This is a genomic window from Sphingomonas xanthus (assembly GCF_007998985.1).
In the GTDB taxonomy this organism is placed as follows: Bacteria; Pseudomonadota; Alphaproteobacteria; order Sphingomonadales; family Sphingomonadaceae; genus Sphingomicrobium; species Sphingomicrobium xanthum.
Genome location: NZ_CP041659.1, coordinates 835,981 through 849,221, shown reverse-complemented (window position 1 = coordinate 849,221; position 13,241 = coordinate 835,981). Strand labels below are relative to the sequence as shown.

Sequence of the window (13,241 nt, the reverse complement as noted above, 5' to 3'; positions counted from 1 at the left end):
GCAGCGCCGTGACATCAACCGGTTCGGACGATGTGGCGGACGCGGTAACGGGATCAGCCAATGGGACTCCTTCGTCAGCGATGACGGCGTTGATGCTTCACAGCGAAGCGGTGATGCCAGTCGGGTTCAAGCGCGCGCAAGCGGGTGGCAGAGCTTTGGTCGGGGGGCAGGCGAAGGAAAATAATCGCCGGTGCACTCCAATCCGTCCAATTCCGAGTCTGGCCACGCGGCCGGACAAACCGCCGAAGCCAGCCCATCGCGCGCGCCGCGCGGGCATCGTCATCATAGCCGGGCCGGGAAAGCACCGCAATCGGGACCATGCGCGCCAGTCGCCGCCAGTCCTTCCACTGGTGGAATTGCGCAACAGTATCTTCACCCATCAGCCAGATGAACCGGTCCCTCGGCCAGCGCTGGAGCAATTTTTCCAGCGTATCAACGGTATAGCGGGTGCCCTCTCGCGCCTCGAAATCGCTGACCGCGATTCGGCTTCGGCGTGCCATTTCCCGAGCCGACGCGAGCCTGGCGGCATAGGGAGCCATGCCATGATCGGGCTTGAGCGGGTTGCGGGGCGAGACCAGCCACCAGACTTCATCGAGGCGGAGCGCCTCAATCGCGGCGAGACTCATCCGCCGATGTCCACGATGAGCCGGATTAAAGCTGCCGCCGAGGAGACCGATGCGCCGCATCCAGGACTGCTAGCACGCCCCGACGCGGCGGCGTAAGTGGGCCGCCCGTGCCGAAACGTGGTTCAGGCGCCCGCGGGGGCCGCGCCGCCAATTCCCGGCTTGGGCCGCTTGGATTTGGGGATCGACGAGCCGGCCGTAGGGATCGACGGCTTTGACGAAGAACCGCGGTCGATCGTCCCGCCCTCAAGCAGTGTCTTGATCTCGTCGCCCGACAGCGTCTCATATTCGAGCAAGGCCTGGGCCAAAGTCTCCAGCTCCGTGCGATTTTCCTCGAGCAGCTGCTTGGCCCGGTCATAGCCGACCTCGACGATCCGGCGGATCTCCTGATCGATCGCCTGAGCGGTCTCGTTCGACATGTTCTTCTGCCGGTTGACCGAATAGCCGAGGAACACTTCCTCGTCGGCCTCGGCATATTGCAGGGGTCCAAGCTTGTCTGACATGCCCCAGCGGGTGACCATGTCGCGGGCAAGGCCGGTCGCATAGCTGATGTCCGAGGACGCGCCGGATGATACCTTGTCGTAGCCGAAGATCACTTCTTCCGCGACGCGTCCGCCCATGGCCACGGCGAGGTTCGCGTACATCTTGTCGCGATGGTAGCTGTAGCTGTCGCGTTCGGGCAGGCGCATGACCATGCCTAGCGCGCGGCCGCGCGGGATGATCGTCGCCTTGTGGATCGGATCGGAAGCCGGTTCGTGCAGGGCGACGATCGCGTGACCGGCCTCATGATAGGCGGTCATCTTCTTTTCGTCCTCGGTCATCACCATCGACTTGCGCTCGGTGCCCATCAGCACCTTGTCCTTGGCCTCCTCGAATTCCTGCATGGCGACCAGTCGCTTGCCCTTGCGGGCAGCAAGCAGCGCGGCCTCGTTGACGAGATTGGCAAGGTCGGCACCGGAAAAGCCGGGTGTCCCCCGGGCGATCACGCGGGGGTCGACGTCGGGCGCCAGCGGGACTTTCTTCATATGGACGCCGAGGATCTGCTCGCGGCCGTCGATATCCGGGCGCGGCACGACGACCTGGCGGTCGAACCGACCCGGGCGGAGAAGCGCGGGGTCAAGCACGTCGGGGCGGTTGGTCGCCGCGATGATGATGATGCCCTCATTGGCCTCGAACCCGTCCATCTCGACGAGCAGTTGGTTCAGCGTCTGCTCCCGCTCGTCATTGCCGTTGCCCAGGCCGGCGCCGCGATGCCTGCCGACGGCGTCGATTTCATCGATGAAGACGATGCAGGGCGCCGACTTCTTGGCTTGGTCGAACATGTCGCGGACCCGGCTGGCGCCGACGCCGACGAACATTTCGACGAAATCCGAGCCCGAGATGGTGAAAAACGGCACGCCCGCCTCGCCGGCGATGGCGCGGGCGAGCAGCGTCTTGCCGGTTCCGGGCGAACCGACGAGCAGTGCGCCCTTGGGGATCTTGCCGCCAAGGCGCGCGAACTTGCCCGGATCCTTCAGATATTCGACAATTTCCTGAAGCTCTTCGCGCGCTTCGTCGATCCCGGCAACGTCGGCGAAGGTCACCCGGCCCTGCTTTTCCGTCAGCATGCGCGCGCGGCTTTTGCCGAAGCCCATCGCCCCGCCGCCTGCATTCTTCTGCATCTGGCGCATGACGAAGAAACTGATGCCAAGGATCAGCAGGAACGGCAGCGACTGGTAAAGGAGGATCATCCAGACGCTAGACTGTTCCTCGGCCTTCACCGAAACGCCGATGCCCTTTGCCACAAGCCGGTCGGCGACATCGCTGTTGGGCGGGGCGACCGTTCGGAACGCCTTGCCGTCGGCCATCTTGCCGCTGATCGAGACATTGCCGACCGAGGAGGTGGCGATGGTCGCGGACTGGACATTGCCTTCGTCGGCCTGTCGGACGAAGTCGGAATAAGCGAGCGGTTCGCCCGGTGTCGCATTGCTGGTGTCGAACGCGCGCACGAACAGCACCAGGCCGAAAATGATCCCGACCCAAATCAGCAGGGACTTGGTCCAGGTGTTGCCGGGCTTCTTCGGGTTACGCTTGTCGTCGTCCACGTATCGATTCCTTTGGTGAGACCGCTAAGATAGGCGCATTGCCCTTAATGACAATGGAACGAGCGGCCGGCCGGTCAGTGGCGCCGCGGCGGCTCCGGGGATAGACGCCACTGCGGACCGCCTTCAAGCTTGAGCCCCGAGAGCGTGACGGCCTGTCCCGCGTTAAGGGCTGCGAGCGCGCGCATCAATTCCGGACCGCGTGGCGCGGAGACGCCCAGTTCGCCAAATGCGGCGAGCAGCAGCCGGCGCTGGAGTTCGCGGGGAAGGTCGGTCGGTTCAACCAGGATGCCCCCTTCGCACGGGCTGATCCGGCTGGCGATCAGCGGGGCGAGCGCCCAGTCGAGCGCCTCATCGGCGTCGCGCAGGGCAGACGCGCTGGCCGAGATTCGCGCCGGATCGATCCAGTCGGCGGCGGCCAACAGCACGCGAAATCGGCTGCGATCGTGGCGCGGGTCATGGTTGGAGGGATCATCGAATGCCGCGATCCCCGCCCGCGCGACGATCGTGACCAGCTCGGCCTTGCGCCATTCGAGCAAGGGGCGGACCAGCAGCACCTCCTCACTCAGCGATCGGCTCGCGCGGCTGCCGCCAAGACCTCTTACCCCCGACCCCCGGGCAAGCCGCATCAACAGCGTCTCCGCCTGGTCGTCGGCGTGGTGCGCGGTGGCGATCGCTGCAAGCCCGTCCCACCTCGCCCATTGGTCGAGCAGCCGGTAGCGCATCGCCCGGGCGACCGCCTGTTGGTTCGACGTGGGCGCCCGGGTCCAGTCGGCATTCAGCGTGGCATGCGGGATGCCCAGCCGCTCGCACAACTCGGCCACCATTGCCGCCTCCTCGACGCTCTCGGGGCGAAGGCCATGATCGACGGTTGCTGCGGCCACCTTCCCGGGTCGTGCCGCCGCCGCGAGCAGCAGCAGCGCCAAGCTGTCCGGTCCCCCGGACACGGCGACGCCGATGCGGCTGGCCGGCGCGACCAGCGAATCCAGGCCAGCGGCGAATCGCTCGATCGCGGAAGGTTGTGGCGCGGAGTCCATTCCCCAGCTTAGGCCGGGGCGAAAATCAGGTGAAGCTCAGCTGCACTTGGCCTGGGCCTTGGCAGCCGGCAGCGAAGCCTTCAGCTGCGCGCGCAAGTTGCCGCCGTAGACGTCTTCGAGTTCCGCATAGGCTTTGCAGGCCTGGCTCGACTGGCCCAGCTTCACCAGCGCCTGACCGAGATAGAACAGGCTGTCTTGGGCGCGTTCGCCCTTGGGGTCGCGGCGATAGTTGGCCAGCAACGCCTCGGCGGCAGCGCGCGGCTGACCCTTGTCGAGCAGGGCCCGGCCGGCAAGATTATGAGCCCAGCTGACCCGGCGATGGTTTGGATATTTCTTGGCCATGTCATTAAGCGCGGCGATCGCCTGGTCGAATTTGCCCGCGGTCCACAGCCGGTAGCCGGCATCATAGGCGGCTTCGGCGTCGACATCGGCATTGCCGGTCAATGCCACGGGGGTCGGCGCTGCGTCGGCCCGGGACCGCTCGACCTTGGGTTGGGGCGCGGGAGGAGGCGCTTCGAAATCATCGGCCGGCTGCTCGCCCGCGTCCCCGCGGCCGCTGGTATTGTTCTCGATGGCGCGCAGGCGCTGATCCTGTTCGGCGCGCAATCGGGCAAGGTCGGTTTCCAGCACGCTGACGCGCTGGGCATTTTCCTCAGCCTGGCGAACGATGTCGGCGAGCTGGCGCTCGACCGAGTCGATCCGGCTGACCAGTGCGCTGACCGCCTGCTGGGTGGCGGCGGGATCGTCGACGAGCCCCGCGGTGTCGGCGGGCTGCCCCTTGGGGAACACCTGGCGCTGGACCTGCCGCACCTGTTTTTCTAGCCGGTCGATCCGCTGTTCGGGGGTCGGCTGGCGGCGCTGCGCTTCAGCTGGCGTCAGGGCCAGAACGGCAAGGGCAGCGACGGGGATGACGGCACGAAAACGCATGATGTTCCTCGATTGATTCATGGTTGCAACGGGAGACTGGCCCTGCGCAGCTGTCTCGCGGATGAATTACTCGGATGCCGGGACCGGTGCAGCGGCGGGCCCGTCCGTGGCCGACGCGGGCTGCATCAGGTCCTTCGCCCGAAGGCTTACTCCCGAAACGCGCTGGCCGGCCGGGCCGATCGGCGGCGCGTTTGCGGTCCCCACCGAAATCCGCAGCGCCTCGGGCTTGCCGGTAGTCAGCAGCGGCGCGGCGGCATTGGCCGGAACTTCATAGCTTTGGCCGGCGGCAAGCTCGCCCTGTTTCAGCACGACCTCCCCGTCCTTGACCTCGATCCAAACCGCGTCATTGGCCGTCAGCACGACCGGGCCGGCGGCCACTGGCTCGGCGACGGGTGCCGCCCCATTGCCGGCGATCGCCGGTTCGTTTGCGGGAGGCGTTGCCGCCTCGTCGGGCCGGAGCGAACGGTTGTTGAGCCAGGTCAGTCCCAGGACGACGAGCAACAGCACCGCCAGCGCCCCGAACACCAGCCCCTTGGGCATGGTTCGCGCCGGGTCGGCCGCTTCGAAAACCTCGGGCGCAGCGGTGACCGGTCCCACGCCGCCCATTTCGGCACGGAGCTGGTCGCCGATCTCGCTTCGGTCGAGGCCGACCGCCGCCGCATAGCTTTTGGCGAAGCCGACCGAATAGGTTGCCGCGGGAAGCTTGCTCCATTCGCCCGCCTCCAGGCTGGCAAGATGGCGGGTCGGAATGCGGGTCTGGGCAGCAATGTCCTCGATCGACAAGCCGAGCGTTTCGCGAGCTTCGCGAAGTCGCTGGGCGACCGTCATCACGCCGTCCGACTCCATCTCGTCCATCACTGTCCCCCGACTGGTCGCATGCAATTGAAATTCCGCCCGTTGTCGAAGCCAGCCGCGCCGCTGTCAACCGCAGCGTCGACCGTCGTCAGCCGAGAATGAAGCCTTGGCGCTTGGCCCAGTCGCCAAGCGATTTGCGCAATTTTGGCGGCGGCTTTGCAAGCAGGGCCTCCACCTTGGCGGTGACCGCGGCAGCATCGATCGAACGGACCATCGCCTTGACCGGCCCGACCGCCGCCGGGGTAATGGAGAAATTGTCGATGCCAATGCCGATCAGGGCCAGGGCTTCCAAAGGCCGGCCGGCCATTTCCCCGCAGACCCTTACCGGCACTCCGGCCTCGCGCGCCTGCACGACGACACGGCGGAGGAAGCGCAGGATTGCCGGGCTCAGCCAGTCATAGCGTTCGGCGAGCCGCGGATCAGCGCGGTCGGCGGCGAACAGGAACTGGGTAAGGTCATTGGTGCCGATCGACAGGAAATCGACCCGCGGAAGCAGCTGGTCGAGCATCTCGGCGAGGCTCGGCACCTCCAGCATTGCGCCGAACTCGACCCGGGACGGCATCGCCCGCTTGGCTGCTCGCGCCCATTCGATCTGCTCTTCGAAAAGGGCGCGGGCTTCCTCATATTCCCAGGGTTCGCTGACCATCGGGAACATCACGCGCAGCACCTTTCCGGCGGCCGCGTCGATCAATGCCCGAGCCTGCGCCTTCATCAGCGCCTTGCGCTCGAGACTGAGGCGGAGCGCGCGCCAGCCCATTGCCGGATTTTCGCTCTCGTCGCGCTCGTCGCTGAGGTAGGGAAGGGCCTTGTCGCCGCCAATGTCCACCGTACGAAACACCACTGGCTTGTCGCCTGCCGCATCGAGCACCTGTTTATAGAGCCTCAACTGGCTTTCCCGGCCCGGAAGCGTTGCGGCGACGAGAAATTGGAACTCGGTGCGAAACAGGCCGATCCCGTCGGCTCCCGCCGCTTCCAGCATGGCAGCATCTTCGGCAAGGCCGGCATTGACCATCAAGGTCACATGGCGCCCATCCTTGGTGTCGGCGGGCTGGTTGCGGATCGCGGCATATTCGGCGCGCCGCTTCTGACTCATCGCCATGCGCTGGTCGAAGGCGTTGACCAGCGCCCGGCTGGGCCTGACGATGACTGCGCCGGTGTCGCCATCGACGAGGATGCTGTCACCCTCGGCGACGATGTGACGAATATCGCCGATGCGACCGACCACCGGCACGCCCATCGCCCGGGCGACGATCGTGACATGGGCGGTCAGCGAGCCTTCCTCCAGCACGACGCCCTTGAGCCGGCGCCGGTCATATTCCAGCAGCTCGGCGGGCCCGAGGTTGCGGGCGATCAGGATCGCGTCCCGCGATAGGCCGGTCTGCGCGGCCGTTCCCATCCGCCCCGACACGATCCGCATCAGCCGGTTGGAGAGGTCCTCAAGGTCATGCATCCGTTCCTTGAGGATCGGATCGTCGATGTCCTGCATGCGGGCGCGGGTCCGCTGCTGGACCCGTTCGATCGCCGCTTCGGCGGTGAGGCCGCTGTCGATCGCCTCGTTGATCCGCCGCGCCCAACCCTCGTCATAGGCAAACATCTTGTAAGTCTCGAGGATCTCATAATGCTCACCCGCGGTCCCGAACTCCGCTTCGCGGGTCATATGGTCGATCTGGTCGCGCATCTTGCGAAACGCGGCATAGACGCGAGCGCGCTCGGCCTCAGTGTCCTCGGCAACGGTATGTTCGACAACGACGCGCGGCTGGTGGAACACCGCAATGCCCTTGGCCATGCCGGTCACCAGTTTGAGGCCGGCCATTCGCTGCATCCCGGCATCGCGCTGCGACGAACGGGCCCCGTCAACCAGTCGGGCACTGCCTAGGAGTTCGGAAAGCACCATCGCCACCGTCTGTAGCGCTTCGATCTCGACATCGTCATAGCGGCGCGGATCCGCATGCTGGACGGCAAGAACGCCGATCGCCATTTCGCGCCGGATGATCGGCACTCCGGCGAAACTATGGAATCGCTCTTCCCCGGTTTCGGGGCGGTAGGCGAAATTAGGGTGCGCCGCGGCCTCGGCGAGGTTCAGGACCCTTCCCTCGTCGGCGATCGTGCCGACGAGGCCTTCCCCCATCGCCAGCCGGGTCACATGTACCGCTTCCTTGCGTAGGCCGTGCGTTGCCGAGAGTTCGAGCGCCTTGTCGCGAAGCAGGTAAATCGAACAGACTTCGCTCTGCATGGCGTCGGCAATAAGGTCGACAACCTTGTCGAGTTTGGCCTGGGCAGAACCCCGCTTAGCCATGACCTCATGAAGGCCAGTCAGGATTTCGCGGGCGGACGAGGCGGCACTGAGTGGCATGGCCCAAGGCTATGCAAGGAAAACCGCCGCTTTCCAAGCGCCGCGAAGTTCATCATTTATGGAGCGAGCTTCAAGCAAATCGCGAAGATGGCCGGTCGTTTTGCAGACTTCCGCAAGGCTGGCCAGGATTTGGCGTCGGCTCTGGCCGGAACGTATCGATCCTGAAAACCCCTGTCTCAATTCGCCGGCGGAATGGGTCGCGGTCCGGTCCGCGCCGTACGCGGCGAACTGAAATCGTCGTTAACATACAGGTCATCGCCGCGCGCTTACGGTTCATCGTGGGACAGGTTGCAAGGCACGGAAACCATTTCCTAAGGTCGTTCGTCCTAGGCTGTACGCGTTGCGGCCACATCAGGTGGGAGATGGCATGCGCTTGAAAGGACTGGCTTGTTTTCTGATCGCATTGGCGGCGCAGCCCGCGCTTGCGGCCAGTTCGCCTGCGCTTGAGCCGCTCGAACGCCAACTCCAGACATTGGCTGCCCAGCGCCCGGGCAACGTCGGCATTGCCGCGCTCGACCTCAAGACCGGCGAACTGATCGGGGTCGCCCCGGACGAACCCTTCCCTATGGCCAGCACCGTCAAGATCGCGGTTGCCGCAAACTATCTCGCGCAGGTCGAACATGGGCGCCGCACCCTCGACCGGCAGATCGGCGGCGTATCGGCCGCCCGGCTGATGGATGCGATGATGACCCGCAGCGACAATCACGCGACAGACCTGCTGCTGCGCGATCTCGGCGGACCTGCGACCGTACAGGCATGGCTCCGGCAACAGGGGCTCGAAGGATTGCGCATTGACCGCAACATCGCGCGCCTTCTCGCCGACAAGCGCGACCTCAGCGACATCCGCGACAGCAGCACGCCGCGGGCGATGGTCGACCTGTTGAAACGCATCGACCAGGCGACCCTGCTCAGCCGGTCGAACAGCGACTATCTGCTCGACATGATGGCCCGCTGCAGGACCGGCAAGAACCGCATCCGCGCGCTGCTGCCGAGCGGGACGCCGGTGCAGAACAAGACCGGCACGCTTAACCGCTACAGCAGCGATGTCGGCTTCATCACCCTGCCCGACGGGCGCCGCCTCGCGGTGGCCTTTTTTGCGCGCAACACGAACAATGGTCCGTCGACCATCGCCTGGGCGGCGCGGACCGTTTACGACGGCTTCGTCCGGGTAATGCAGATGCCATTCACCTACCGCGCGGCGGCGGGCAGCTACGCCAGCAACTAGCTAGCGGCGGGCGCCAAGCGCCGATGCGGCTTCCTCGACCAACTCGTCGATGATTGCCTGAACCGGTTCCTCGCGCTTGACCATGCCGACCGACTGGCCGGCCATGACCGAGCCACGCTCCACGTCGCCGTCGATCACCGCGCGGCGCAGCGCTCCGGCCCAATAATGTTCGATCTGCAGCTGGGCTTCGGCCATTTCGATCGCTCCGCCGTCAAGCGCCTGCGCGACTTCGCGCTGCTTGGCGGCGAAATTCTCCATCTCGCGATTCTTCAGCGCCCGGACCGGGATCACCGGCAGGCGCGGGTCGATCTGCACCGACGGGATCGCGTCGCGGGCGGAGGCGCGAATGAAGGCCTTCTTGAAGTTCTCATGGGCGATACTCTCGTGCGCGCAGACGAAGCGCGTGCCGAGCTGCACGCCGACCGCGCCCATCTCCAGATAGGCGGCGATCGCCTCGCCCCGGCCGATGCCCCCGGCAACGAACACCGGAATGTCGGCGGCGACATGCGGCAATATTTCCTGTGCAAGGACGCTGGTCGCCACCGGGCCGATGTGACCGCCGGCTTCCATCCCCTCGATGACCAGCGCATCGGCGCCCGAGCGCATCAGCTTTTTGGCTAGCGCGAGCGCGGGCGCGAACGCGATCAGCTTGGCGCCAGTGCTCTTGATCCGCTCGATCGCTCCGCCGGGCGGGAGGCCGCCGGCCAGCACCACATGGCTGACCTCGTGCCGAGCGCAAACGTCGATCAGGCTGTCCAGTTGCGGGTGCATCGTGATCAGGTTGACGCCAAAGGGCTTATCGGTCAGCGCCTTGGTCTCGGCGATTTCCGTGTCGAGCAGTTCCGGTGACATCGCGCCGCAAGCGATCACGCCAAAGCCGCCAGCGTTGGATATCGCGGCGACGAGGTTGCGCTCGCTGACCCAGCTCATCGCCCCGCCGAGAATTGCCCATTCGGTCCCGAGAAATGCGGTCCCGCGGAGCATCAATTCCTTGAGGCGGATCATTCCCGCATCACCATGAACCGCCCGGGGCTCCGCAATAACGCCTTCGCCGCTCACGCCACATCCTCCCGGTTTGCGTCGAGGCCGTAGGCGCTATGCAGCACCCGGACGGCCAGTTCGGTATATTCCTCGGGGATCAATACGCTCACCTTGATTTCGCTGGTGGTGATGGCGAGGATATTGATCCCCCGTTCAGCCAGCGTCTGGAACATGCGCGCGGCGATCCCCGCGTTCGAGCGCATGCCAACTCCGACCGCGCTGATCTTGACGACATTGGTATCGGTCAGAATTTCCTGGAATCCAATGTCGTCCTGGACCTTCTGGAGCTCGGCGACGCTGTGCGCCAGGCTGGCGGTCGGCACGGTGAAAGTCAGAACGCTCGGCTCGCCTGTCCGCGGAACGCTTTGCACGATCATGTCGACGTTGACATTGGCTTCAGCCAGCGGCGCGAAAATTCCGGCTACCGTGCCGGCCTTGTCGGGCAGCCCGGTCAAGGTCACCATCGCTTCATTCTTGTCATGGGCGATGCCGGTGATGATGTTGCGTTCCATTCCGCTTTCCTCAAGCTGGTGATCGCCGACGATCAAGGTCCCGGGCTTGTCCTCGAAGGAGGACAGGACGGTCAGCGGCATGTTGTAACGCATGGCGAGCCCAACCGATCGGGTCTGCAGCACCTTGGCGCCGACGCTGGCCAGTTCCAACATCTCTTCATAGGTGACCATGTCGAGCTTGCGCGCCTGCGGCACGATCCGGGGATCGGTGGTGTAGACGCCGTCAACATCAGTGTAGATGTCGCAGCGGTCGGCATTCATCGCTGCCGCCAGCGCCACCGCCGAGGTGTCGGACCCGCCCCTGCCGAGCGTGGCCACCGCGCCTTCGCTGGTGACGCCCTGAAAACCGGGGATAACGGCGATGCCGCCGCCGTCGAACACCCGCTCGAGTACATCGACGTCGATATTTTCGATGAGCGCCGCCGAATGACCCGACGCGCGGATCGGCAGTTGCCAACCCATATAGCTTTTGGCGTTGAGGCCCATGCCCTGCAGCGTAATGGCGAGGAGGCCGCTGGTGACCTGTTCGCCGCTGGCGACGACCACATCATATTCGCGCGGGTCGTAAAGTGCTGCGGCTTCCTTGCACAATTGCACCAGCCGGTCGGTTTCGCCGGCCATGGCGGAAACCACCACCGCGACCTGATTGCCGGAGTCGACTTCGCGCTTCACCCTGGCGGCGACGGCGCGAATGCGCTCGATCCCCGCCATCGAGGTGCCGCCGAATTTCATCACGATGCGTGCCATGGATCGGCGGTTTTTCCTCTTTGGCGAGCGTGCCGCGCCCTGTTAGGGAGGGGACATGGCCGAAACAAGCATCGTCGACAAGGAAGCCGCGCATTTCGGCGGGATGGCGGACGACTGGTGGGACCCCAGCGGAAGCTCGGCGATGTTGCACAAGCTCAACCCCGTGCGCCTTGCCTATGTCCGCGATATGATCGACCAGCATTGGCAGGCCGATGAACATGGTTTCAAGCCGCTGGCCGGCAAGTCGGCGCTGGACGTGGGCTGCGGCGCGGGACTGCTGGCCGAGCCGCTGGCCCGGCTGGGCGCCCGGGTTACCGCGGTCGATGCCGCGCCCGAACTCATCGCGGTCGCCAAGGCCCATGCCGCGGGACAGGGACTCCAAATCGATTATCGCGCCGGTGGGGTGGAGGAGCTTGGTGGTCGGTTCGACCTCGTCACCGCGATGGAAGTGATCGAGCACGTCGCCGACCCGCAGAGCTTTATCGACGGGCTGGCCGAGCGGCTTGCGGACGGCGGGCTGCTGATCCTTTCGACCCCCAATCGTACGGCATGGTCGAAATTGCTGACCATCACCCTGGCGGAAGGCACCGGGCGGATTCCCAGGGGCACCCATGACTACAACAAGTTCATCGATCCCGACTCGATGCGGGGGCTGCTCGCCCAGGCGGGGCTCGAGGTCGCCGATTTTGAAGGCATCGCCGTCAGCCCGACACGCGGGCTGCACCTCAGCGAGGATCTGAGCCTTAATTATCTCGTCGCGGCCAGGTGGGCGTCCTAGGCGTGCGCAGCTTCTATGTTCTCGTCCACGGACGCCTTGACTGGGTGCCCGATCATTCGGCCAATGAGGAAATGTTCACGCCGGCGGGTTTTTATTGCCATCGCTATGTCCTCGCCTCGGGGTTTGAGGATGCAGCCGAAAAGGCGTTCCGGCGGATCCGAAAGTCGCTCGAAAAACAAACCGGCTGGCTGAAAGGCGGGTTGGCGACGTTGACCCTTGAAGCGCAGGAAGTCCGTCCAGCCGCGCTTCGCAAGCTGCTGAAGCGGGGGAACCGCAGGCAGGAATTTTACGCGGCGGAGGGCGCGGCGCAAGACGATCGGACGTGACGCTGCGCTGGGCTCAGACCCCCATGCCCGCCTGGCCCCGGCCTAGAAATCGACCTTGTCGTAGTGAGCCGGGGGCACGATCACTTCCATGCGCTCGCCAAGCAGCGGGCGGAAGGCGGGACGGGACTTCATCACCGCATACCAGTCCTTGGTCTGCTTGTGCCCGCGCCAGTCGAGCGCACCGAGATAATCGACGACGCTGAGATGCGCCGCGGCCGTGAAATCGGCAAGGCTCAGGCCCGCGCCGGCGATCCAGCGGCGGTGGTCTAGCAGATAGTCCATATAGTCGAGGTGGCCATTGGCGATCCGCATTGCCTCCCGCAGCACGCGTGTGTCGGGGCTTTCACGGCTGACCAGCCGCTTCCTCATCCGTTCGTGCATCAGCGGCTCGACCACTTCGCGAAAAAGCTTTTCGTCGAACCATTCAGTCAGCCGGCGGATCTCGGCTCGGGCAGCCCCATTGCCGTGGATCATCGGCATCTTGTCGACCGTTTCATCGAAAAATTCGACGATCGGCTGGCTTCCGATCAACGCGATCCCCGCCGTCGAATCGACTAGAACAGGAGTCTCTCCGGCGGGGTTAAGGTCGATGAACTCGTCACGCCGCTCCCACGGATTTTCGCGCACCAGTTCATGCGCGACGCCCTTCTCGCCAAGGACGAGCCGGACTTTGCGGGAAAAGGGGCACAGGGGAAATTGGAACAGCTGCCACATGGATAAGGCAGCTTTAGCGGCG

The 13,241-nt window shown here is 65.1% G+C and carries 12 protein-coding genes; 3 read left to right on the top strand and 9 right to left on the bottom strand.

The genetic code is table 11. The features are described from left to right. Nucleotides 1-74: 74 nt before the first annotated feature. From FMM02_RS04275 to ptsP, 6 genes are all read right to left on the bottom strand, one after another. Nucleotides 75-686 (bottom strand): nicotinate-nucleotide adenylyltransferase, encoded by a 612-nt coding sequence (locus tag FMM02_RS04275; RefSeq protein WP_147493701.1) that lies wholly within the window; start codon nucleotides 684-686, stop codon nucleotides 75-77. A 62-nt stretch (nucleotides 687-748) separates the two neighbouring features. Further along, a complete protein-coding gene (ftsH, locus tag FMM02_RS04270) occupies nucleotides 749-2,707 on the bottom strand; it encodes an ATP-dependent zinc metalloprotease FtsH (RefSeq protein WP_147493700.1) in 1,959 nt (652 codons plus the stop codon). 74 nt (nucleotides 2,708-2,781) lie between these two features. Beyond that, the gene (tilS, locus tag FMM02_RS04265) at nucleotides 2,782-3,741 is read right to left on the bottom strand and encodes a tRNA lysidine(34) synthetase TilS (RefSeq protein WP_147493699.1); all 960 of its coding nucleotides are present in this window, start codon (nucleotides 3,739-3,741) and stop codon (nucleotides 2,782-2,784) included. A gap of 36 nt (nucleotides 3,742-3,777) precedes the next feature. Then, on the bottom strand, nucleotides 3,778-4,668 hold the full coding sequence (locus FMM02_RS04260; protein WP_187107842.1) for a tetratricopeptide repeat protein: 891 nt from the start codon (nucleotides 4,666-4,668) through the stop codon (nucleotides 3,778-3,780). A gap of 66 nt (nucleotides 4,669-4,734) precedes the next feature. Continuing rightward, nucleotides 4,735-5,523, bottom strand: a complete 789-nt coding sequence (locus FMM02_RS04255) for a helix-turn-helix domain-containing protein (RefSeq protein ID WP_147493697.1) — start codon at nucleotides 5,521-5,523, stop codon at nucleotides 4,735-4,737. A gap of 88 nt (nucleotides 5,524-5,611) precedes the next feature. Continuing rightward, nucleotides 5,612-7,876 carry a phosphoenolpyruvate--protein phosphotransferase gene (gene ptsP, locus FMM02_RS04250; protein WP_147493696.1) on the bottom strand — a complete coding sequence of 755 codons (2,265 nt, stop codon included), beginning with the start codon at nucleotides 7,874-7,876 and terminating at the stop codon, nucleotides 5,612-5,614. 367 nt (nucleotides 7,877-8,243) lie between these two features. Between ptsP and FMM02_RS04245 the strand changes: the two genes are divergently transcribed. Then, nucleotides 8,244-9,101: a serine hydrolase gene (locus FMM02_RS04245; RefSeq protein WP_147493695.1), complete on the top strand. Its 858-nt coding sequence runs from the start codon at nucleotides 8,244-8,246 to the stop codon at nucleotides 9,099-9,101. Here the strand turns inward: FMM02_RS04245 and FMM02_RS04240 are convergent, their stop codons facing one another. Together FMM02_RS04240 and FMM02_RS04235 are read right to left on the bottom strand one after the other, a co-directional pair. Continuing rightward, the gene (locus tag FMM02_RS04240; RefSeq protein WP_147493694.1) at nucleotides 9,102-10,106 is read right to left on the bottom strand and encodes an NAD(P)H-dependent flavin oxidoreductase; all 1,005 of its coding nucleotides are present in this window, start codon (nucleotides 10,104-10,106) and stop codon (nucleotides 9,102-9,104) included. A gap of 50 nt (nucleotides 10,107-10,156) precedes the next feature. Beyond that, the gene (locus FMM02_RS04235) at nucleotides 10,157-11,401 is read right to left on the bottom strand and encodes an aspartate kinase (RefSeq protein WP_147493693.1); all 1,245 of its coding nucleotides are present in this window, start codon (nucleotides 11,399-11,401) and stop codon (nucleotides 10,157-10,159) included. Between the two features lie 55 nt (nucleotides 11,402-11,456). On the opposite strand from FMM02_RS04235, the gene ubiG reads away from it, so the two are divergent. Together ubiG and FMM02_RS04225 are read left to right on the top strand one after the other, a co-directional pair. Beyond that, nucleotides 11,457-12,179, top strand: coding sequence for a bifunctional 2-polyprenyl-6-hydroxyphenol methylase/3-demethylubiquinol 3-O-methyltransferase UbiG (ubiG, locus tag FMM02_RS04230; protein WP_147493692.1), 723 nt, complete (start codon nucleotides 11,457-11,459; stop codon nucleotides 12,177-12,179). Nucleotides 12,180-12,181: 2 nt separating this feature from the next. Next, the gene (locus tag FMM02_RS04225; protein WP_147493691.1) at nucleotides 12,182-12,505 is read left to right on the top strand and encodes a hypothetical protein; all 324 of its coding nucleotides are present in this window, start codon (nucleotides 12,182-12,184) and stop codon (nucleotides 12,503-12,505) included. 42 nt (nucleotides 12,506-12,547) lie between these two features. On the opposite strand, the gene FMM02_RS04220 is transcribed toward FMM02_RS04225, so the two are convergent. Further along, nucleotides 12,548-13,219 carry a glutathione S-transferase family protein gene (locus FMM02_RS04220; RefSeq protein ID WP_147493690.1) on the bottom strand — a complete coding sequence of 224 codons (672 nt, stop codon included), beginning with the start codon at nucleotides 13,217-13,219 and terminating at the stop codon, nucleotides 12,548-12,550. Nucleotides 13,220-13,241: the final 22 nt, after the last annotated feature.